27 protein-coding genes are annotated in these 21,092 nt (G+C 65.8%); 25 read left to right on the top strand and 2 right to left on the bottom strand.

Translation table 11 applies throughout. The features are described from left to right. Positions 1-376: 376 nt before the first annotated feature. From AC58EF_RS24365 to AC58EF_RS24440, 16 genes are all read left to right on the top strand, one after another. The gene (locus AC58EF_RS24365; protein ID WP_008125143.1) at positions 377-703 is read left to right on the top strand and encodes a DUF736 domain-containing protein; all 327 of its coding nucleotides are present in this window, start codon (positions 377-379) and stop codon (positions 701-703) included. A 185-nt stretch (positions 704-888) separates the two neighbouring features. Further along, positions 889-1,131, top strand: coding sequence for a helix-turn-helix domain-containing protein (locus tag AC58EF_RS24370; RefSeq protein WP_497279034.1), 243 nt, complete (start codon positions 889-891; stop codon positions 1,129-1,131). 120 nt (positions 1,132-1,251) lie between these two features. Continuing rightward, on the top strand, positions 1,252-1,515 hold the full coding sequence (locus AC58EF_RS24375) for a DNA -binding domain-containing protein (RefSeq protein WP_497279035.1): 264 nt from the start codon (positions 1,252-1,254) through the stop codon (positions 1,513-1,515). A gap of 119 nt (positions 1,516-1,634) precedes the next feature. Further along, positions 1,635-1,949, top strand: a complete 315-nt coding sequence (locus tag AC58EF_RS24380; protein ID WP_497279036.1) for a transcriptional regulator domain-containing protein — start codon at positions 1,635-1,637, stop codon at positions 1,947-1,949. After that, positions 1,921-2,400 carry a DUF2285 domain-containing protein gene (locus tag AC58EF_RS24385; protein ID WP_497279077.1) on the top strand — a complete coding sequence of 160 codons (480 nt, stop codon included), beginning with the start codon at positions 1,921-1,923 and terminating at the stop codon, positions 2,398-2,400. Before AC58EF_RS24380 ends, AC58EF_RS24385 begins: the two co-directional genes overlap by 29 nt. Before the next feature lie 127 nt (positions 2,401-2,527). Continuing rightward, positions 2,528-2,809 (top strand): helix-turn-helix transcriptional regulator, encoded by a 282-nt coding sequence (locus AC58EF_RS24390; RefSeq protein ID WP_104493678.1) that lies wholly within the window; start codon positions 2,528-2,530, stop codon positions 2,807-2,809. 10 nt (positions 2,810-2,819) lie between these two features. After that, the gene (locus AC58EF_RS24395) at positions 2,820-3,704 is read left to right on the top strand and encodes a replication initiator protein A (RefSeq protein WP_497279038.1); all 885 of its coding nucleotides are present in this window, start codon (positions 2,820-2,822) and stop codon (positions 3,702-3,704) included. 208 nt (positions 3,705-3,912) lie between these two features. After that, positions 3,913-4,713: a ParA family partition ATPase gene (gene parA / locus AC58EF_RS24400; protein ID WP_497279039.1), complete on the top strand. Its 801-nt coding sequence runs from the start codon at positions 3,913-3,915 to the stop codon at positions 4,711-4,713. Beyond that, positions 4,710-4,964 (top strand): ribbon-helix-helix protein, encoded by a 255-nt coding sequence (locus AC58EF_RS24405; protein ID WP_497279040.1) that lies wholly within the window; start codon positions 4,710-4,712, stop codon positions 4,962-4,964. The genes parA and AC58EF_RS24405 overlap by 4 nt, the downstream gene beginning before the upstream one ends. Further along, on the top strand, positions 4,961-5,482 hold the full coding sequence (locus AC58EF_RS24410; RefSeq protein WP_497279041.1) for a DUF2840 domain-containing protein: 522 nt from the start codon (positions 4,961-4,963) through the stop codon (positions 5,480-5,482). The genes AC58EF_RS24405 and AC58EF_RS24410 overlap by 4 nt, the downstream gene beginning before the upstream one ends. Then, entirely contained in the window at positions 5,479-6,024 is a 546-nt protein-coding gene (locus AC58EF_RS24415) for a S26 family signal peptidase (protein WP_497279042.1), read from the top strand. The genes AC58EF_RS24410 and AC58EF_RS24415 overlap by 4 nt, the downstream gene beginning before the upstream one ends. 35 nt (positions 6,025-6,059) lie before the next feature. Continuing rightward, positions 6,060-6,395 (top strand): DUF736 domain-containing protein, encoded by a 336-nt coding sequence (locus AC58EF_RS24420; protein WP_497279044.1) that lies wholly within the window; start codon positions 6,060-6,062, stop codon positions 6,393-6,395. 42 nt (positions 6,396-6,437) lie between these two features. Beyond that, positions 6,438-7,175: a lytic transglycosylase domain-containing protein gene (locus tag AC58EF_RS24425; protein ID WP_497279046.1), complete on the top strand. Its 738-nt coding sequence runs from the start codon at positions 6,438-6,440 to the stop codon at positions 7,173-7,175. A 244-nt stretch (positions 7,176-7,419) separates the two neighbouring features. Then, the gene (locus AC58EF_RS24430; RefSeq protein ID WP_497279078.1) at positions 7,420-9,156 is read left to right on the top strand and encodes a relaxase/mobilization nuclease domain-containing protein; all 1,737 of its coding nucleotides are present in this window, start codon (positions 7,420-7,422) and stop codon (positions 9,154-9,156) included. Between the two features lie 28 nt (positions 9,157-9,184). After that, the gene (locus tag AC58EF_RS24435; RefSeq protein WP_497279048.1) at positions 9,185-11,179 is read left to right on the top strand and encodes a conjugal transfer protein TraG; all 1,995 of its coding nucleotides are present in this window, start codon (positions 9,185-9,187) and stop codon (positions 11,177-11,179) included. A 7-nt stretch (positions 11,180-11,186) separates the two neighbouring features. Beyond that, entirely contained in the window at positions 11,187-11,639 is a 453-nt protein-coding gene (locus tag AC58EF_RS24440) for a ribbon-helix-helix protein, CopG family (protein WP_497279050.1), read from the top strand. A 171-nt stretch (positions 11,640-11,810) separates the two neighbouring features. Here AC58EF_RS24440 and AC58EF_RS24445 read toward each other — a convergent pair whose 3' ends face one another. Next, positions 11,811-12,770 carry an aldo/keto reductase gene (locus AC58EF_RS24445; RefSeq protein WP_497279051.1) on the bottom strand — a complete coding sequence of 320 codons (960 nt, stop codon included), beginning with the start codon at positions 12,768-12,770 and terminating at the stop codon, positions 11,811-11,813. Between the two features lie 151 nt (positions 12,771-12,921). On the opposite strand from AC58EF_RS24445, the gene AC58EF_RS24450 reads away from it, so the two are divergent. Beyond that, the gene (locus tag AC58EF_RS24450; RefSeq protein ID WP_497279052.1) at positions 12,922-13,824 is read left to right on the top strand and encodes an AraC family transcriptional regulator; all 903 of its coding nucleotides are present in this window, start codon (positions 12,922-12,924) and stop codon (positions 13,822-13,824) included. Positions 13,825-13,914: 90 nt separating this feature from the next. On the opposite strand, the gene AC58EF_RS24455 is transcribed toward AC58EF_RS24450, so the two are convergent. Beyond that, the gene (locus tag AC58EF_RS24455; RefSeq protein ID WP_497279054.1) at positions 13,915-14,124 is read right to left on the bottom strand and encodes a hypothetical protein; all 210 of its coding nucleotides are present in this window, start codon (positions 14,122-14,124) and stop codon (positions 13,915-13,917) included. Positions 14,125-14,174: 50 nt separating this feature from the next. On the opposite strand from AC58EF_RS24455, the gene AC58EF_RS24460 reads away from it, so the two are divergent. The 8 genes from AC58EF_RS24460 (at position 14,175) to trbK-alt (ending at position 21,091) form a co-directional block, all read left to right on the top strand. Further along, positions 14,175-14,969: an SDR family NAD(P)-dependent oxidoreductase gene (locus AC58EF_RS24460; protein ID WP_497279056.1), complete on the top strand. Its 795-nt coding sequence runs from the start codon at positions 14,175-14,177 to the stop codon at positions 14,967-14,969. Further along, positions 14,956-15,606: a TetR/AcrR family transcriptional regulator gene (locus AC58EF_RS24465; RefSeq protein WP_497279057.1), complete on the top strand. Its 651-nt coding sequence runs from the start codon at positions 14,956-14,958 to the stop codon at positions 15,604-15,606. Before AC58EF_RS24460 ends, AC58EF_RS24465 begins: the two co-directional genes overlap by 14 nt. A gap of 322 nt (positions 15,607-15,928) precedes the next feature. Next, positions 15,929-16,876 carry a P-type conjugative transfer ATPase TrbB gene (trbB, locus tag AC58EF_RS24470; RefSeq protein ID WP_497279058.1) on the top strand — a complete coding sequence of 316 codons (948 nt, stop codon included), beginning with the start codon at positions 15,929-15,931 and terminating at the stop codon, positions 16,874-16,876. Further along, on the top strand, positions 16,873-17,205 hold the full coding sequence (locus AC58EF_RS24475) for a TrbC/VirB2 family type IV secretion system protein (RefSeq protein ID WP_497279060.1): 333 nt from the start codon (positions 16,873-16,875) through the stop codon (positions 17,203-17,205). The genes trbB and AC58EF_RS24475 overlap by 4 nt, the downstream gene beginning before the upstream one ends. Beyond that, positions 17,205-17,486, top strand: a complete 282-nt coding sequence (locus AC58EF_RS24480) for a VirB3 family type IV secretion system protein (protein ID WP_008125099.1) — start codon at positions 17,205-17,207, stop codon at positions 17,484-17,486. The genes AC58EF_RS24475 and AC58EF_RS24480 overlap by 1 nt, the downstream gene beginning before the upstream one ends. A gap of 8 nt (positions 17,487-17,494) precedes the next feature. Beyond that, positions 17,495-19,933, top strand: coding sequence for a conjugal transfer protein TrbE (gene trbE, locus AC58EF_RS24485; protein ID WP_497279062.1), 2,439 nt, complete (start codon positions 17,495-17,497; stop codon positions 19,931-19,933). Further along, a complete protein-coding gene (trbJ, locus tag AC58EF_RS24490; protein WP_497279064.1) occupies positions 19,930-20,694 on the top strand; it encodes a P-type conjugative transfer protein TrbJ in 765 nt (254 codons plus the stop codon). Before trbE ends, trbJ begins: the two co-directional genes overlap by 4 nt. 10 nt (positions 20,695-20,704) lie before the next feature. Next, positions 20,705-21,091 (top strand): putative entry exclusion protein TrbK-alt, encoded by a 387-nt coding sequence (gene trbK-alt / locus AC58EF_RS24495; RefSeq protein ID WP_497279065.1) that lies wholly within the window; start codon positions 20,705-20,707, stop codon positions 21,089-21,091. Position 21,092: the final 1 nt, after the last annotated feature.

A 21,092-nucleotide genomic window follows, 5' to 3' on the forward strand; every position in this document is an offset into this window, starting at 1 on the left:
GCGCCGGTTTGCCGATGCGGGACGGCCGCCATCTTCTCCGTTCCCTGACCGTGCCTCGACCGCTCCAAACGGCCTCTTCAATGGCCTGATCTGGCCGAAGGTCGGCTGCGCCTCGATCGCCTATGACGCAACAGCCGCGTCAAACTTTCTTCCCCTGCCGGACCCCCACCCCATGCGACCTGTCGCATGGGGTGGGGGTCCGGCATTCCTCGCGAGACAAGAAAGCCCTCCTTAGCTGTCAGGCCCCATCCCCACCCCAACGCGCAAGCGCATCGGGGACCCCGAGGAAGGGGTGCGCCGTCGATCGCCTCCGACCTGCCGATCGCCATCGAGGCCGCAATGGTGCGGGCTCGGGAACGGAAAACGGAGACTTACAATGGCGACCATCGGCACCTTCAAGAAGACCGGCTCGAACGAGTTCACCGGCGACATCGTCACCCTCAGCGTCCAGGCCAAGAACGTGCGCATCGTCCCAGACCAGCGCGCCACCGGCGAGAACGCTCCCAGCCACCGGGTCCTGGTCGGCCGCGCCGAGATCGGCGCCGCCTGGTCCAAGCGCTCCAACGAGGGGCGCGACTATCTGGGCCTCAAGCTCGACGATCCGAGCTTCAACGCCCCGATTTACGCCAATCTCTTCGACGACGAAGGCGAAGATACCTTCTCGCTGATCTGGTCCCGCCCCAACGGGCGGCGCGGCGACTGAGGCCCCGCGCAAGGCCCCGGCCGAACAGGCCGGGGCCTTCGTCCTACCAACGACCGAATCAGTTCGCACCGCATCGATTCAAGTGACGACCGCCGAGGCTCTTAAAGCTGGCCTCGGCCCCTTAGAGCGACTATTATAGTCGTAGTTCTGGCGTTCGCGTAGGTCCGAGTGGGAGGTGATCATGCATGATCACCGCCCGACAATCGCGGGCCGCACGCGCGTTGCTGGGTTGGACACAGGAGACGCTCGCTGACCGGGCCCGGGTATCTTTGACCGCGCTCAAGCGCCTCGAGTCCGAAAGCGGCCTCGAGGTCTATGAGAGCACGCGCGATGAAGTCCGGCGTGCGTTCGAGCGTGGCGGTATCGTCTTCCTGAACTCCGACCAAGGTGTGGGAGTGATGCTTGTCAACGGGAAGAGAGACGACTGACGCATCGGCGGACAATCACCCCGCTGCGCCGTTATGTCCGCAGTCTGGCGATAGCCTCTGTTCTCAAAACAGCGTTAACAATCCCCTTCAAAATGGATACATCTATCGATGGGGGATACCGTGACCAAAGAAGAATTTCTGGACCAGCCGCCTGACGGCGCAGCGCTCACCGCCTATGACCGGGCGCATCTGAAGCTTTATCTGCGCCTTCTCGACGCTGACGCTGACGGAGCGAACTGGAAAGACGTTGTCGAAACGCTCTTCGGAATCTGTGCCAAAACCGATCCGGAGCGCGCCGCGCGCGTCCACACCGCTCATCTCTCGCGCGCCAAATGGATGACTCAAAGCGGCTACGCCGAGCTTCTTGGCCGCCGCCTCCATTGAGGTGATGCAGAAGTTGCATCACGTAGATCCGACTTCGTTCTTCCCAGCAATGACTCAACTTGGAATCGTCATCGCTTCACAACTCGCGTTGCGTAACATTTGCGCGGAGGCGTCGGAGCATGTCCAAGGAAGAAAGTTGGCGGTCTGAGGCCGCCTATGACTATATTGATCAGCTTACGACAAGCGAACTTGCCTGGGAATTCCTGCGGCGAAACCAGGATTACAGGACGGCCTTTCAGCGACTATTATCCTCCGGGCGATTGACAGACGAAACAGCGACGGCGTTTGCCCAGCAATGGGGGTTATGTTTTCGCAGCAGACCCACGCATCACGGGGCTCGCGCAGCCGATCTTCTGGACCCCGCAAACCGATCCGGCGGCGATCATCCTCCAAAGCGGTCCCGCCCTGTCCGAAGGTTCTCATCTCACCGTTGACGATCTTCGGGCTCACGCTGTCCGAGACCGCGAAGCAGCGCTTCTGCGGCTGAACCTTCACGGCGAGCGTTTCGATGTCAGCCTTTCCGGTTCGATGGAAGGCGACGCGCTCGCCGCGGTGATCCCGCTCGACGAGATGACACCGGACCGCCTGACGGCGTTGGGCCGGTTCTGGTCAGCCGCGACAGGCCGAGCGGTGCCGGCGGACCCGCGCATGACGCCCCAGCGGCTTCAACGGGCGCGACAGATGTTACGCGCAGTCGACGCCCGCGAGACGGGCGCCACCTACCGGGCCATCGCCCAGTTTCTTTTCCCCCAGCATGAGAACGACGCGACGTCGTGGGTTGGCAGCGCCATTCGCGAAACCACCATTCGTCTCGCCCGCGACGGCGTGAAGCTCGTTCGCGGCGGATACCGGGCGCTGCTGCGCCGTCCCCGACGCGAACGCTGACACCCGCCCGGGTGTCGAATTTAGCTTCCTTACTTCGACATCGTCCGAGGCGCCGTCTTCGCGCCACCGTGCTCGCAACCCGCCGCTCGTTCGCAGCGGCCTCCCGCGAGACTACGGAGGTTCGATCATGGCCGAAAAAGCCGCCAATCTACCGCCACGATACCTAAGAACGCAGGAGGCGGCCCGCTTCCTCGGCCTTTCCGAACGCACACTCGAAAAACATCGCACCTACGGCACGGGCCCGACCTATCGGAAGCTCGGCGGCCGCGTCGTCTATTCGGTCGACGACCTCCAGACCTGGGCGGATCGCGGTCTCGTCACTTCGACCTCCGATCCGCGCGGCGGGACCGTCCTTCCGGCAAAGCGCCAGGCGGCCGCTCCTACCGCTGCTGGCCGCTTCCCGCGCTGACCTCCTCACGATGTCGGCGCGCCATCACCACAGCGAACGCGAGCAGCTCGATCTCTTCCGGGCGCTGCCCGGCGATCTCGCGCCGCGCGACGCGCAGGACCTGATGGCGTACCCGTTCTTCGCGCTCGGCAAGTCGAAGCGGCTGGCGCCGATCGACTTCAAGGCGGGCTCGATCGTCATCCGCGTCGAAGCCGTCCCCGAGCACGGCATGGCCACCATCTGGGACGCCGACGTGCTGATCTGGGCCGCCTCCCAGATCGTCGAGGCGCGCGATCACGGCCTGCGGCCGTCGCGCCTGATGGCGACCACCCCCTACGAAATTCTGCAGTTCATCGGCCGCGGCGTCAGCTTGCGCGACTACGACCGATTGAAAGCCGCGCTCGACCGACTCCAGTCGACGACGGTGGCGACGTCGATCCGCCAGCCGACCGAGCGGCGGCTGCACCGCTTCTCCTGGATCAACGAGTGGAAGGAGCGCGCCGACGGCAAAGGCCGGCCACTCGGCCTCGAGCTCATCGTGCCGGACTGGTTCTACGCTGCCGTTCTCGACGACGCGCTCGTACTGACCATCGACCGCGACTATTTCGGCCTGACGGGCGGCCTGGAGCGCTGGCTCTATCGCCTGGTGCGCAAGCACGGCGGTAAGCAGGAGTTCGGCTGGAGCTTCGATTTCCCGCATCTCCACGCCAAGTCCGGCTCGCTCTCGCCGCTCAAGCACTTCGCCTACGACCTGCGCGACATCGTCCGCCGCCAGCCGCTGCCGGGCTATCGCCTGACCATCGAGCAGTGCCTCGGCGGTCCCGAAATCCTCTCCTTCAAACCCATCGATCCGCACGCGCTCGGCATTCCTCGCCAGCGCCGCCGCTCGACCAAGCGCCCTGGGGATAAGCTGTGAATCGTCTCGTGCTATCAGGGACCGGACCCATCGTGCCATCGAGGACCCGATCCTCGTGCTATCAGGGACCGGAATCGTCGAATCCGCTCGCTAAATCAGCAACTTGCGAGCCCCGTAACTTCTCTAACCTAGATTCCTTCGGAATCTTTCTAACGCAAACCGCTTTTTCGCGGCGTGTGGACGAGTCCCCGATCGCCGAGAGACCGTCATGATCGTCGCGCTGCTCAACCAGAAAGGCGGCGTCGGCAAGACGACGATCGCGCTCCATCTTGCCGGCGAATGGGCTAAGCGTGGCCAGCGCGTCACACTCGTCGATGCGGACCCGCAGGGCTCGGCGCTCGACTGGTCGCAGCAGAGGGCGCGGGAAAGCCTGCCTCGGCTCTTCGGCGTCGTCGGCCTGGCGCGCGACACCCTGCATCGCGAGGCGCCGGAGATCGCCCGTGGCGTCGATCATGTCATCATCGACGGGCCGCCGCGTGTCGCTGGGCTGATGCGCTCGGCGCTGCTCGCGGCCGACCTGGTGCTGATCCCGGTGCAGCCATCGCCCTTCGACGGCTGGGCCTCGGCCGAGGCGCTGTCGCTGCTCGGCGAGGCCCGCATCTATCGCCCGCAGCTCGTGGCGCGCTTCGTCCTCAATCGCTGCGCCGCGCGCACTGTCATCGCCCGCGAGACGGCCGAGACGCTCGCCGACCATGACCCGCCGCTGCTCGCCGCCAGGATCGGCCAGCGCGTCGCCTTTGCCGACACCGCGCNGGCCCGCATCTATCGCCCGCAGCTCGTGGCGCGCTTCGTCCTCAATCGCTGCGCCGCGCGCACTGTCATCGCCCGCGAGACGGCCGAGACGCTCGCCGACCATGACCCGCCGCTGCTCGCCGCCAGGATCGGCCAGCGCGTCGCCTTTGCCGACACCGCGCAGACCGGACGGTTGGTCAACGAACTCGACAGCGACAGCGCCGCCGCGCGCGAGATCGCCGCGCTCGTCACCGAGATCGGGAGGATCGCGCCATGACCGCGACGCCTCCGAAGCGCGGCTTCGCCACCCGGCCCGGCGATGCGGAGACGTGGATCAGGGCCGCCGATGCGCCTGCGACACGCGCGCCCGACGCTGCGATCCACTCGGCACGGCTGACGATCGACGTCACGCCGGACCAGCGCGCCCGCATCAAGATCGCCGCCTTCCAGCGCGGCGTCACCGTGGCCGACATGCTGCGCGAGCTGCTCGCGCGCGAATTCCCTGAGAGCGCTGGAGACGCGACATGACCGGCGCCGCCGCCATCCATGCGCGCGGCGAGCCGAGACCGGCCGCGCCGCCGCCCCACGACCTGACCGAGGTCGAACTCACCTGGATCGAGAAGCGTATCGAGAACTGGCTCAGGTTCGGCCGCGTGGTGGGCGAACAGATCCTCGACCGCCGTCGGCGCGTGCTGCGCTTCGCGCCGGACAGCGTGTTGGGCTTCGTGCGCTGGGCCGCCAACGACTACGGCACCATCGCCTCGCATCTCGACGTGCTGCGCACTGTCCGCGCCGGCGAGCCGCAGCAGACCGTGCCCTTCGTGCGTCCTGGCGGCGACATCCTGCTCAAGGTCGAAGGCTGGCCCAAGGTCGAGCGCGTTCTGCAGATGGTCGATGCGATCGAGGCGATCGGCATCGATCCCAGCGATGTCTCGCCCGATCATTGGCGGCACGTCCACAACAGGATGAGCGCCGACGAACAGCCGCGATCCTACACGGCCCAGCACCACAAGGCCTTCCTCCTGCGTCGAGGGGCCGGATCATGAGCCGCTTCGGCTACGTCATGGTCACCTACATGCTGACCATGGGAATGGCGATCGCCGCCTTCGTCGATTTCCCGAAAAAGCTGATCTGGAACGCGTCGGCCAGCACGCCGATCGGGCTCTACAGCATCGCGCCGGCCGACCGGTTCGAGGTCACCGATCTCGTCGCCGTTCGCGCGCCCGAACCGCTCGCCGCCTTCATAGTCGAGCGCGGCTATATCGGCCGCGGCGTGCCACTAATGAAGCGGGTCGCGGGCGTGCCCGGCCAACAGGTCTGCCGCCGCGATCATGCGATCACCGTCGACGGCGTGCCGATGGGCGACGCGCTCGATCGCGACCATCTCGGCCGCTCGCTGCCCGCCTGGCAGGGCTGCCGCCGCATCGCCGAGGGCGAACTTTTCCTGATGAACTGGTCGGTCCGCGACAGCCTCGACGGCCGCTATTTCGGCCCGCTGCCGACCAGCGACGTGATCGGCCGGGCAACGCCGCTCTGGACCGATGAGCAAGGCGACGGCCGCTACGTGTGGCGCGCGCCGACCCGCTGAACTGCCGCTTCCACCCCCAACCGAAGGAGACGACCATGACTCAGATCGGCCAATTCACTCGCACCAAGTCCGGCTATTCCGGGCGGCTCACCGCGCTCGGCATCGACACCGAACTCGCCTTCGTCCCGGCCGAGCCGTCCGAAGCCGAGAACGCGCCGGACTACCGCGTCCTGCTCGGCGGTGACGAAGGCATCGAGATCGGCGCTGGCTGGAAGCATGTCGGTGAGCGTGCCGGCGACTACGTCTCCGTGCAGCTCGACAGCCCGTTGTTACCGCGTCCTCTGCGCGCCAATCTCTTCCGCTCGGGCGACGACAACTCCGCGTGGGGCCTGCACTGGTCGCGCCCCGCCAAGCCGCGCAAGGAGGACTGATCGGTGCGCGCGCCGCATCGATCGCAGCAACACCGGGGCGGCATGCGGAAGTCCCGTGCCGCCCACCGGCTGCTCCTCCTTCTCCTTTCCGGCCTGCCGCTCGCCGCCGCGCCAACGTCGCCGGTGCAGGCTCAGGCCGTGCCACCGGTTCCAGTCCAGGCGAGCGCGCCATTTGCCGTCTTCGTGACGGAGGCCTCGCAGCGCTTCGGCATTCCCTTCGCCTGGATTCGCGCGCTCATGCGCGTCGAGAGCGCCAACGACGTGCGCGCCGTCTCGCCCAAAGGCGCGATGGGACTGATGCAGCTCATGCCCGATACCTGGGCCTATCTGCGCGCCCGGTATCGGCTCGGCAGCGACCCGTTTGATCCCCGCGACAACATCATCGCGGGCACCGGCTATATGCGCGAACTCTATGATCGTTACGGCACGCCGGGCTTTCTCGCCGCCTACAATGCAGGGCCTGGGCGGTACGACGAATATCTCGCCAATGGCCGTCCATTGCCGGCCGAGACGCGCGCCTATGTCGCCCAGCTCGCACCCCTTGTCGGCGGTGACGACGCGTCTCCGGCCGTCGTCGCCGTCGCCGCCGACCCGCTGGCATGGACGCGCGCGCCGCTCTTCATCGGCGCTGCGGATCGCGGTCCTGGCGCAGGTCCGGCGCAGGCGGAGGCGCAGTCGCGTGACGACGACACGGCGGCTCCACCGCGCGATGCGGCGGCGAACGCGAACCCGACCGGCGGCCTGTTCGTCTCCCGGCGGGAGGCTGCAGGCCCGCGATGACCCTCTCACCCGTCAATCGCAGCATAGCGAACCCCAGCGCAGCTTGGAGGGCGTTGGGAGGGAGAACCGCAAGCACAACCGCACGATGGCAGGATAAAGGGGCGCGATGTGCGCTTCTGTTCGGTTGTGCTTTTTCAAGGGGTTATGGCGCGACTTCGCGAGGTGCGCCTGATCGGCGCAGCCTGCGCGTCGGCGCATTATTCAAGAATATCATCGCGTTGGCGCGATGTGCGGGGGCTTCGTCATGACCGACGAGTACGAATTCCGCATCCGGCCAGGCCGCATCCGCTCGACCAGCGCGCAACGGGCGCGGCCCTTCATCGCCCAGGCATTGGCGGCCGCCCAGCGCGCCGGCGGCAGCGTCTCCCGGCAAGGGAAGATCGGGTCCGGCGCGCGGTCCCGGTTCGGGCGCGGCCAGCGCGCCTCGATCCAGGCGAACCGCCTCATCACCGCGCGTTCGCGCGGCGCGGTCATCAAGGCGCGCGTCGTCCGTCACGCCGGCCGATCCGCCCCGCTCTCGACGCATCTTGATTATCTTCGCCGCGACGGTGTCACCCGCGACGGGGAGAAGGCCCGGCTGTTCGGCCCGGGCGGCGATGACGTCGACGCCAAGGATTTTGCGGAGCGGTCAGAGGACGACCGCCACCATTTCCGCTTCATCGTCTCGCCGGACGACGCGCTGGAGATGTCCGACCTCAAGGGCTTCACCCGCGAGCTGGTCGGCCAGATGGAGAAGGATCTCGGCACGCGGCTCGAATGGGTCGCGGTCGATCACTGGAACACCGAGCATCCGCATGTCCACCTGATCGTGCGCGGCGTCCGTGATGACGGCGAGAACCTGGTCATCTCGCGCGACTATATAAAGGAGGGCATGCGCGACCGGGCACGCGACCTGATCACCCAGGAGCTGGGGCCGCGCACCGATCAGGAGATCCGGCAGGCGCTGGAACGCCAGATCGACGCCGACCGCTGGACCAACCTCGATCGCCAGCTCGCCCGCGATGCCTATCGCACTGGTGTCATCGATCTCGCGCCACATGCCGATCGGCAGCCGGACGAATTCCACGCGCTGAAGGTCGGGCGCCTGCGCAAGCTCGAAGGACTGGGGCTTGCCGACGAGATCGGCCCCGGTCAGTGGACGATCTCGGATAAGGCCGAGGCGACGCTGCGCGAGCTCGGCGAACGCGGCGACATCATCAAGCGCATCCATCACGGCCTGACCGAACGCGGCATCGAGCGCGGCGCGGCGAGCTATGTGCTGGCGTCGGAAAGCCTCAGCGATCCGGTCATCGGCCGCCTGGTCGCCCGCGGCCTCGACGACGAGCTAAAGGGCACGGCCTTCGCCGTCGTCGACGGGGTCGACGGCCGCACCCACCACATCAAGCTGCCCGATCTCGACGCGGCCGGCGACAGCGCGCCGGGTTCGATCGTCGAGCTTCGAAAATTCGACGACGCGCGCGGCCAGCGCCGCGTGGCGATCGCGGTGCGCTCCGACCTCGACATCGAGCGGCAAGTGACCGCGACCGGCGCCACCTGGCTCGACCGGCAGAATATCGCCCGCGAGCCGGCGGCGCTGGGCGGCGGCTTCGGTGCCCAAGTGCGCGACGCCATGGACCGACGCGCCGAACATCTCGTCGGCCAAGGCCTCGCCGAACGCCAGAAGCGCGGCGTCAGCTTCCAGCCCGGTCTGGTCGACACGCTGCGGCGTCGCGAGGTGGCGGCCGTCGGCGAACGCATCGCCGCCGAGACCGGGCGTCCCCAGGTCAAGCCGGAGTCCGGCGAATATGTCACCGGCACCTATCAGCGGCGGCTGAACCTCGCGAGCGGCCGCTTCGCCATGATCGACGACGGGCTCGGCTTCAGCCTCGTGCCCTGGACGCCATCAATCGAAAAGCAGCTCGGCCGTCACGTCTCCGGCGTCGCCCGAAGCGACGGCGGCGTCGACTGGAGCTTCGGCCGCCAGCGGGGGCTCGGCCTTTGACCACCATCCCAAGCGAAAGGACCCCGCCATGTCCGCCACCAAGATCCTCTGGGGCCAGATCCTCACCGTCTTCGCCATCGTCCTGTTGACGACATGGGCCGCCACGCAATGGACGGCCTACAAGCTCGGTTTCCAAGCCCAGCTCGGACCGCCTTGGTTCATGCTCGGTCATTGGCCGATCTATTATCCGTGGTCCTTCTTTCCCTGGTGGTACTTCTATGACGCCTATGCGCCGCCGATCTTCGTCGAGGGCGCCTATATCGCGGCGTCCGGCGGCTTCGTGTCGATCGCCGTCGCCATAGGCATGTCGGTGTGGCGGGCACGGGAAGCGAAGAACGCCGAGACCTTCGGCTCGGCGCGCTGGGCCCGCCATTACGAAGTGCGCGGTGCGGGTCTGCTCGGCGAGTACGGCGTGGTGCTCGGCAAGTTCGACCACGCCTATCTTCGGCACGACGGACCCGAGCATGTGCTGTGCTTCGCGCCGACCCGGTCCGGCAAGGGCGTCGGCCTGGTCGTGCCGTCGCTGCTCACCTGGCCGGGCTCGGCGATCATCCACGACATCAAGGGCGAGAACTGGACGCTGACCGCCGGCTTCCGCGCGCGGCACGGCCGCGTGCTGCTCTTCGATCCGACCAATGCGAAGTCGGCGGCCTACAATCCGCTGCTCGAGGTGCGTCGCGGCGAGTGGGAGGTCCGCGACGTGCAGAACATCGCCGACATCCTGGTCGACCCGGAAGGCAGTCTCGAAAAGCGAAACCACTGGGAGAAGACCAGCCACGCGCTTCTGGTCGGCGCGATCCTTCATGTCCTCTACGCCGAGGAGGACAAGACGCTCGCCGGCGTCGCGGCCTTCCTCAGCGATCCGAAGCGGCCGATCGAGTCCACCTTGGCGGCAATGATGAAGACCGCCCATCTCGGGGAGAGCGGGCCGCATCCGGTGATCGCGTCGGCGGCGCGCGAGCTGCTCAACAAATCCGACAACGAGCGCTCCGGCGTGCTTTCAACCGCCATGTCGTTCCTCGGCCTCTATCGCGACCCCGTCGTCGCCGAGGTGACGCGCCGCTGCGACTGGCGCATCGCCGACATCGTTGGCGCCCGGCAGCCGACCAGCCTCTACCTGGTCGTGCCCCCGTCGGACATCGCCCGGACCAAGCCGCTCATCCGGCTCATCCTCAACCAGATCGGCCGGCGCCTGACCGAGGATCTCAACGCCAAGGGCAACCGGCACCGGTTGCTCCTCATGCTCGACGAATTCCCGGCGCTCGGCCGGCTCGACTTCTTCGAATCCGCGCTCGCCTTCATGGCGGGCTACGGCCTGAAGGCTTTCCTGATCGCGCAGTCGCTGAACCAGATCGAAAAGGCCTACGGCCCGAACAACTCGATCCTCGACAACTGCCACGTCCGCGTCAGCTTCGCGACCAACGACGAGCGGACCGCCAAGCGCGTCTCCGACGCGCTTGGCACCGCGACCGAGATGCGCGCCATGCGCAACTATGCCGGCCATCGTCTCTCGCCCTGGCTCGGCCACCTGATGGTGTCGCGCTCGGAAACCGCGAGGCCGCTGCTCACGCCGGGCGAGATCATGCAGCTTCCGCCCGCCGACGAGATCGTCATGGTCGCGGGCACACCGCCGATCCGCGCGAAGAAGGCCCGCTACTATGAGGATCGCCGCTTCAAGGGCCGCATCATGGCGCCACCGGTGCTCACCAGGCCGACGCAGCCGGGAAAGGACGATTGGAGCAGGCTGCCGCTTCCGGCCCCACCGGCGAGCATCGTGTTGGCCGGCGTGGTCGCTGCTGTGGACGCCGGAGATGAAGATCCGACCGGATCGGAACGGCGCCACCAGCCCGAGCTGACCCGCGCCGCGTCCGTCGAGAAGAAGGCAACGATCGAAAACGAGTTCGATGGCGGCTTCGACGACGAGGCCGATGACGACACCGCCCGGATCAGCCGCGCCAACCAGATCATGCAGGGCGTCGCGCGCCAGGTCTCGCTCGATCCGAACGACGGCATGGAGCTGTGAGGCGCCCATGGCCAATCCTTCGAAGAAACAGCGCCTGTCGGTCTATCTCGAACCCGAGGTCATGAAGGCGCTCGCCGCCCATGCGGCGCGCCGAGACCAATCGCGCTCGCTGATCGCCGAGGCGGCGATCGCATCCTTCCTGTCGCCGGACGCCGCCGAGCGTCAGGAGGCGGCGACCACCAAGCGCCTCGACCAACTCGACCGGCGCATGACGCGGATGGAGCGCGACGTCGGCATCTCGGTCGAGATGCTCGCCGTGTTCGTCCGTTTCTGGCTGACCACCAATCCGCCGCTTCCCGAGCCGGCGCAGGCCGCGGCACGCGCCCAGGCCGGCGAGCGCTACGACGCCTTCGTCGCGGCGCTTGGGCGCAGACTCGCCAAGGGCCCGAAGCTACGGCAGGAGATTTCCGAGGATCTGCCCCCGTCTATCGACACCCGCACAAACGCGGTCGAAAGATAGGGTTCGTATACGCCGCATCCTACGCTGCCACCAGTTTAGTCCCATGGTGGGCACGTCGGTTCCCGCCGATTTCCCCGCTAGAAGATGCTCTGATGACTGTCTTCAGCAGATCATCATTGTCATGACCCACGCAGGCGCCCGACGCGCACCCAGTATCACTGACACGGCTGATTAGTGCGCGACCATAAAGCGCTCACCTGCAACAGCATCCTCGGGAACGGCCTTTTGGATTTCGAAGAGGGCTTCCTCGGTTAACTGCAAGGGCGACGCCAGTGCTTCGGTTAGCCGATCGACAGTGCGCGCGCCGACGAGAGGAATGATATCTGCGCCTTGGCTGGCGACCCATGCGATCGCTGCTTGAGCTGCCGTGATGCCTTCGTTTCGGGCGACTATCGCCAGCGTCGCCGCCAGCCGTTCATTTCGGGTAAGATTTTCGCCCTGAAAACGCGGAAGCAGGATGTTGCGGAAGTCGCCTTCGCCGCTGCCCTTGCTGCCAGTAAGCAGGCCTCTGCCCAGCACTCCATAGGCCGTGATCCCAATTCCGAGCTCGCGGCAGAGCGGCAGGACTTCACGCTCGATGTCTCGCGACATCAGGCCGTACTCGAACTGCAACGCGGTGATCCTGTGCGTCTTATGTGCCCGCCGGATCGTATTGGCGTCGACATTGGTAATGCCGACGTGCCGCACATAGCCTTGCGCAACAAGATCTCCGATCGCGCCAATCGTTTCTTCGATCGGCACGGCGGGATCCAGTCCCGTCTGATAGAGATCGACATAGTCGGTCCCCAGACGCCGGAGGCTATAGGCCAACGCGGTCTTGACCGAATAAGGGCGCGCGTCGATGCCCAGGAACGCCCCGTCCGGGCCGCGTTGCGCACCGGACTTGCCCTGAATGAAAGCCTTGTCCCGCTTGCCGCGCAGAGCTTCGGCCAGCAACATTTCATTGTGCCCCATGCCATAGAGGTCGCCCGTGTCGAGAAGCGTGATGCCTGCCTCCAGGGCGGCAGCGATCGTGGCAAGCGCTGCCTCGCGGTCGCTGTGACCATAGAATTCCGACATGCCCATGCAGCCCAAGCCGAGGGCCGAGACTTCAGGGCCTTCCTTGCCCAATGTGCGCTTTACGAACGTCATCGCCGAGCTCCTTGTCGTTTGACAATCCTAGTTTCGCTTTCGAGGAAATTAGGGGCCGCAGGCGAAATTTGCCTTCCAGAAGCTCTCTGATCTTTGCCTAATCCTATCAGGTGCCTTTCCGCGGGCCGATAGGTGATGTATGATTGTGCGGATGGAAGATCTTCTCAAACGTATGCGCGGGCGCGTTCTTAACCACGCGCCTGGTCCGGACGGCATTACCGCGATCCCCAACCTTTTCTTGGCGGTTTTGGCGCAGAGGACAATTCCGACAATGAGCCTGTGCGATCCGATGATCTGCGTGGTCGTGCAGGGCGCGAAGGAGGTATTGATCGGCGGAAGAGTCCTGCGCTTCGAAGCCGCAAGCTGCTTTGCCTCAACGATCGAGTTGCCAGCGATGGGCTGCATACTCGATGCTGATGCGGAAAGACCTTACATCGCGGTGGCGCTGATGCTCAACCAGGACACGTTGGCAAGTCTTGCCAGCGAGGTCGCGCCGGATCCGGCAGAGAAAGGCATCCGCACAGGATTCGGCGTCGAACAGGCCACTACCGATCTGTTGGGCGCACTGGATGCTTTGCTGGCGCTGCTGGACAGACCGGAAGACATAGGGGCGCTCGGTCCGGGCCGTGAACGCGAGGTTCTATACCGCTTGCTGCAAAGTGGACACGGCTCCATGCTGCGACGGGCAATTCGCCAGGGAAACGGCACTACAAATATTCGACGCTCGGTCGAGTGGATCCGGCGGAATCTCGGTCAAAAACTGCGTACCGAAGAGCTGGCAGCAGTTGCAGGAATGAGCGTTCCATCGTTCCATCGCCATTTCAAGGAGGTGACATCCTTGAGCCCCCTGCAATACCAGAAAACCTTGCGGCTGCAGGCAGCCCGAAGAATGCTCGTGACGAGTTCTGATACCACTCAGGCAGCATTTGCAGTGGGATACGAAAGTGCATCGCAATTCAGTCGCGAATATTCCAGATTGTTCGGGATTTCGCCTTTCAAGGACGCGGTGCGCATGCAAGCTGCATCAAGCTATATTTTCGGATACACGGTCTAAACTTACTTCATTGTCGATTGCGACACAGGATATATGATCGTGTCCCTTTGGGTGGTCCAGCTTCCGAGAAGCACGACTCTCGAGAACGCGTCAGTTATCGTATGATTGCGACTTGATCAGACAACGGCACACCAGCTCGATGGCGGCCCGCATCAGATCCGGTTCCTGGATTCTCTGCGAAATGCCGTGCGCCGAAGCCGTTATTGTGCGCGCCAGCGTCGCCGCGTCCTCCACGCCTGTCCGACTCAATTCCTCAGCGATCCCTGCCTCGATTCGCAGATGCTCATTGAAAACCACCAAAATGACCGCTAGTCATTATATATGACCAGTAGTCATTTGAGGTTTGCGCGATGGAAAGACAATGGGCACTGATCACCGGTGCGTCGGGCGGATTGGGGGAAGCGATAGCTGGCGACCTTGCGGGCCGAGGTTACAATTTGGTCCTCACGGCTCGACGTGAGGATGTGCTGAATAGTGTCGCGGCAAGGCTGAGCCAACAGCATGGTTGTCAGGTCACGGTGGAACCGATCGACCTCTCTATAGCCGGAAGTGCGGCGGCGCTCGTCGATCGTCTATCAGCGCACGGCCTACAACCGAACGTCTTCGTCAATAACGCGGCCTTTGGGGTCTCCGGACCATTCATCGAGAGCGATGCAGTTCGGCTCAACGAGATGCTTCAGCTGGATATTGTCAGTTTCACAGAACTGACATTGTTGATCGGCAGGCAGATGGCCTCTCGCGGGAGCGGCAAAATCCTGCTCGTCGCCAGCGTCGGCGCTTACTCTCCAACGCCCCTGATGGCGGCCTATGCCGCCGCCAAGGCCTATGTCCTATCGCTGGGTGAGGCATTGCACGTCGAGCTTGCGCCGACAATTGGCGTGACGGTGCTGTCGCCAGGCATCATGGACACCGGTTTCGGGGCGGTGTCCGGCCTCGACATACCCGATGGGATGCGGCGTTCCGTGCTCTCGACCGACAAGGTCGCGCAAATCGGCCTCGACGCTCTGTTCACCGGCAAATCGAGCATCATTGCCGGTCGGCTTAATCAATTGAGCACCTCGATCGGAGGCTTGTTCTCCCGTCACGTCAGAGCAAAACTTTCTTACCGGATATTCCAGGCGGCGACACGACATGGGAATCGCTAAACGGGCTTACGGCCGGGAAGACAAGGAGGAGCGCCGCGAGGTGATCCTTGCGGCCGCGACCGAATTGTTCCGCCAAGGGCATGGCGACCTGCCGTCTGTCGCCGATATCGCGACCGCTGCCGGCCTCGCCAAAGGGACTGTGTACCTCTATTTCCCGACCAAGGAGACGATTTTCGCGGTGCTTTTGCTGGAGGGCTGGGGCCGGGTTTTGAAGTTGGTCGATCACACCTTTCCGCCGGCCGCGACCGGCGGAAACAACGCGGTCGAAGCGTTTCTATCTGCCTATGTGACGCATCTGGACGGCCATCGCGAGTTGTTGCGGCTGGACGCGCTTCGATCGACGCTCGAACTTAAGCTGGAGATCGAAGCTCTGATCGCGGCCAAGCAGACGTTTCACGAATGGCTGAGTGCTGGCGGCGCGCTGGTCGACCGCGAACTGGCGCTGACGCCAGGGCGCGGCCTCAAATTGCTGACGCGAACCTACGCGCTCACCGTCGGTCTATGGCAATCGTCCACTTCCGGCCAGACCAACATTTCCCCTGAGTTGGCCGCGCTGCAGACCGACTTTGCAGCGGATCTTTCGGAGGCATTGGTGGAGTATTGGCGAGGTGCGTTGGCACCTTGTGAACAATCCTAGGTGAACGTCGTGATCCATGGAGCAATCCCCAGGACGCCCGCTCAGGGCCGCGGTCCCTCCACGCTTTTCCGATCCGCGACATCGACCCGCGCGCGACGCGCAATAAGCACCGATTGAGGCATCACAAGTATTGGGCGATTCCGCCGAATGCCTGTCTTCGTACGCCACAGTACGACAAGCAAAACAACCTATTGCCGAGGACCGATTTCCGGTTCTCTTAATCATCCCCGATCCAGGGGCGGCCTGACGCGGTCCCGCAAAGAACGGGGACGCCGTGGCCGTATCTTCCGAGAAATCTGAGGCGATACTTCGCGGGGCCCGCATGCTGCGGACCGCACTCGGCCCCGCCATCGCCGGTTTCCTTGGAGACGCCAGCGTCGTCGAGGTGATGCTCAACCCCGACGGCCGTCTCTGGGTCGACCGGCTGTCTGAGGGATTGTCCGACACCGGTGAGCGGCTCTCCGCCGCCGACGGCGAGCGCATCGTGCGGCTGGTCGCACACCATGTCGGCGCCGAAGTTCACGCCGGCAACCCCCGTGTCTCGGCCGAGCTGCCGGAAACGGGGGAACGGTTCGAGGGCCTGCTGCCGCCCGTCGTCGCCGCACCCGCCTTCGCGATCCGCAAGCCCGCCGTCGCAGTCTTCACGCTTGAGGACTATGTCGCGGCCGGCGTCATGACGGCCGAGCAGGACGAGATCCTGCGCCAGGCCGTCGCCGATCGCCGCAACATCCTGGTGGCCGGCGGCACCTCGACCGGCAAGACGACACTCACCAACGCGCTGCTCGCCGAGGTGTCGAAGACCTCCGACCGCGTGGTGCTGATCGAGGACACCCGCGAGCTGCAATGCACCGCGCCGAACCTGGTCGCCATGCGGACCAAGGACGGCGTCGCGACGCTTTCCGATCTGGTGCGCTCCTCGCTGCGCCTTCGTCCCGACCGCATCCCAATCGGCGAGGTACGCGGCGCCGAAGCGCTCGACCTGCTCAAGGCCTGGGGCACCGGCCATCCCGGCGGGATCGGCACCATCCACGCCGGCACCGCACTCGGCGCGCTACGGCGCCTCGAGCAGCTCATCCAGGAAGCCGTCATCACCGTCCCGCGCGCGCTGATCGCCGAGACGATCGACGTCGTCGCGGTCCTCTCGGGCCGCGGCTCGACCCGGCGCCTGGCCGAGCTCGGTCGCGTCGAAGGGCTCAGCCCCGACGGCGACTACCGCGTCCGCCCCGCAACCCAGCCTCCAGCCCAGTCCCCCAAAGGAGAACCCGCATGATCCGCCGAGCCCTGCATTTCCGTCGCCATGCGGCAACCGCCGCATCCGTCCTCTTGACCAGCGTCCTGCTGGCCCCGGCCGCACACGCTTCCGGGTCCTCCATGCCGTGGGAAGCGCCGTTGCAATCGATCCTCGAATCCATCGAGGGACCGGTCGCCAAGATCATCGCGGTGATCATCATCATCGTCACCGGCCTCACGCTGGCCTTCGGCGACACGTCGGGCGGTTTCCGCCGCCTGATCCAGATCGTCTTCGGCCTGTCGATCGCCTTCGCCGCGTCGAGCTTCTTCCTGTCGTTCTTCTCGTTCGGCGGCGGAGCGCTCGTCTGATGGCGGGTCTGATCGAGAGCGGCGGCGACGTGCCGGGCTACACCGTCCCGGTCCACCGAGCCCTGACGGAGCACATCCTGCTCGGCGGCGCACCCCGGGCCATCGCCATCCTCAACGGCACGCTCGCCGCCGCTCTCGGTCTCGGCCTTCGCCTCTGGCTGGTCGGCCTCGGTCTCTGGGCGATCGGCCATTTCGCCGCCGTCTGGGCGGCCAAGCGCGACCCGCAATTCGTCGACGTCGGTCGCCGGCATCTCCGCATCCCCGGTCACCTGAACGTCTGAGGCGCGCCATGATGAATCTCGCTGAATATCGCCGCACCTCGACCCGGCTCGCCGACTTCCTTCCCTGGGCGGCGCTAGTGGCGCCCGGCGTCGTCCTCAACAAGGACGGTTCCTTCCAGCGCAGCGCGCGCTTTCGCGGACCCGATCTTGATTCCGCCGTGCAGGCCGAGCTGGTCGCCGTCGCGGGCCGCCTCAACAGCGCCTTCCGCCGTCTCGGCAGCGGCTGGGCGATCTTCGTCGAAGCGCAGCGCCATGCCGTCGGCGCCTATCCGGCGAGCCGCTTTCCCGACGCGGCCTCCGCCATGGTCGATGCCGAGCGCAAAGCCGACTTCGAGGAGGACGCGGTCCACTACGAGTCGAGCTACTTCCTGACCTTCGCCTTCCTGCCGCCGGCCGAAGACGCGGCGCGCGCCGAAAGCTGGCTCTACGAGGGCAAGACCGAACGCGGCGTCGACGCCTGGGAGGCGCTGCGCGGCTTCGTCGATCGCACCGACCGCATCCTGCAGCTCGTCGAGGCCTTCATGCCCGAGTGCGGGTGGCTCGATGATGTCGAGACACTGACCTATCTGCACTCGACCATCTCGACGAAACGCTATCGCGTGCGCGTTCCCGAGACGCCGATGTATCTCGACGCGCTGCTCGCCGATCAACCGCTCACCGGCGGGTTGGAGCCGCGCCTTGCCGACGCGCATTTGCGCATCCTGACCGTCGTCGGATTTCCGACTGCGACCACACCCGGCATTCTCGACGACCTCAACCGGCTGGCCTTTCCGTATCGCTGGTCGACGCGGGCGATCCTGCTCGACAAGACCGACGCCACGAAGCTGCTGACCAAGATCCGGCGGCAGTGGTTTTCCAAGCGCAAGTCGATCGCCGCGATCCTCAAGGAGGTGATGACCAACGAGGCGAGCGCGCTCGTCGACACCGACGCCGCCAACAAGGCCGCCGATGCCGATCTGGCGCTGCAGGAACTCGGCGCGGACTATGCCGGTCAGGCCTATGTCACCGCCACGATCGCCGTCTGGGACAACGATCCCCGCGTCGCGTCGGAAAAGCTCCGTCTCGTCGAGAAGGTTATCCAGGGCCGCGACTTCACCGCGATGCCCGAGACGATCAACGCGGCCGACGCCTGGCTCGGTTCGCTGCCGGGCCACGTCTACGCCAACGTCCGTCAGCCGCCGATCTCGACGCTCAATCTCGCCCACATGATCCCTCTGAGCGCCGTGTGGGCGGGGCCGGAACGGGATGAGCACTTTGGTGCGCCCCCCTTGCTGTACGGCAAGACCGAAGGGTCCACCCCGTTCCGGTTCTCCATCCATGTCGGCGACGTCGGCCACACCCTGGTGGTCGGCCCAACCGGCGCCGGCAAGTCCGTGCTGCTGGCGCTGATGGCGCTGCAATTCCGCCGCTACGCCGGCGCGCAGGTCTTCGCCTTCGACTTCGGCGGTTCGATCCGCGCCGCCGCCATCGCCATGGGCGGCGACTGGCACGATCTCGGCGGCGGCCTGACCGAGGGCTCGGCCGACAGCGTCGCGCTTCAGCCGCTCTCCCGGATCGACGAGGCGGCCGAACGCGCCTGGGCCGCTGACTGGATCGTCGCCATCCTGATGCGCGAAACCATCCAGGTCACGCCCGAGGTCAAGGAGCTGATCTGGACGGCGCTGTCGTCGCTGGCCAGCGCGCCCACGGTCGAGCGCACGATGACCGGCCTGTCGGTGCTGCTGCAGTCAAACGATCTGAAGCAGGCGCTGCGGCCGTACTGCGTCGGCGGCCCCTACGGCCGGCTCCTCGACGCAGAGAGCGAGCAGCTCGGTGTCGCCACCGTCCAGGCCTTTGAGACCGAAGGCTTGATCGGGACGGCCGCGGCGCCGGCGGTGCTCGCTTATCTCTTCCACCGCATCGAGGACCGGCTCAACGGCGAGCCGACGCTGATCATCGTCGACGAAGGCTGGCTTGCCCTCGACGACGAGGGTTTCGCCGGCCAGCTCCGCGAATGGCTCAAGACCCTGCGTAAGAAGAACGCCAGCGTCGTCTTCGCCACTCAGTCCCTCTCCGACATCGACGGATCAGCGATCGCGCCGGCCATCATCGAGAGCTGCCAGACGCGGCTTCTCTTGCCGAACGAGCGAGCGATCGAGCCGCAGATCACCGCGATCTACCGGCGCTTCGGCCTCAACGACCGGCAGATCGAGATCCTCGCCAGGGCCATGCCCAAGCGGGACTATTACTGCCAGAGCCGCCGCGGCAATCGGCTCTTCGAGCTGGGCCTCGCCGACGTCGCACTCGCGCTCTGCGCCGCGTCGTCCAAAACCGACCAGGCGGCCATCGACCGCATCGTCACCGAACATGGGCGTGAGGGCTTCCTCGCGACCTGGCTGCGCCATCGCGGCGTCGATTGGGCGGCCGACCTCATTCCCAACCTCACCAACCTGGAGAGCCAGCCATGAATCTGCGTGTTCCCCGCGCGGCGCTCGCCGCCGCCATTCTCGCCATGCCGCTGTCGGTATCGCCGATGCTGACAGCGCCGGCCTCGGCGCAATGGATCGTCTACGACCCGACCAACTATGCCCAGAACCTGCTCTCTGCGACCCGGGCACTGCAGCAGATCAACAACCAGATCACCTCGCTGCAGAACCAGGCGCAGTCCCTGATCAATCAGGCCCGCAACCTCGCAAGCCTGCCGTATTCGTCGCTCCAGCAGCTTCAGCAGTCCGTCCAGCGGACCCAGCAGCTCCTGCAGGAGGCGCAGGGCATCGCCTACAACGTCCAGAACATCGACCAGGCGTTCCGCACGAACTACGGAGCCAGTAGCGCCCCGATGAGCGCGTCCGATCAGCAGCTCGTCGCGCAGGCGAAGGAACGCTGGAACAACACCGTCTCGGGCCTGCAGGATGCGATGCGCGTCCAGGCCGGCGTCGTCGGCAACATCGATACCAACCGGACGCAGATGACGGCGCTGGTCGGTCAGAGCCAGGGTGCGACAGGCGCCTTGCAGGCGACGCAGGCCGGCAACCAGCTTCTCGCGCTCCAGGCCCAGCAGCTCGCGGATCTCACCGCCGTCGTCTCCGCTAATGGCAGGGCCCAAGCGCTCGCCGATGCCGAGCGCTCTGCCGCCGCCGAACAGGGCCGCGAGCAGCGCCGCCGCTTCCTGACCCCGGGCGCCGGTTACCAGCCCGGCAGCGCGCAGATGTTCCCAGGCAGCAACTGAGGGCGCGGCGATGGACGGAAAAATTCTCGCGCGTATCGGCGCCATCGGCTTCGTGACCTTTGCGATCACGGCGACGGCCATCGAACTCTCCCGCAAGGACGAACCGCCGCTCTATCGCAGCGTTGCCGCGGTGACCGAGACGTCCCTGGACCCGCTCAAAGCCGAGCTGCAGCGCTGCCAGCAACTCGGCGAGGCCGGGACCCGCGATCCCGCCTGCCTCCAGGTCTGGGCGGACAACCGCGACCGCTTCCTGAAACCATCGCAGCCCTTGCAGTCGCAGCCCGCCCCGCAAGCCCCAGGCCCGCAGGACACGCCGCAGAACCCTCCGGCCGCGCGAGACCCAGCCGTTAACGAGACTGCGCCGGCGATCGACACCCACAGCAACGAGGCGCGTTGAG

The organism is Sphingobium sp. WR1 (genome assembly GCF_059693745.1).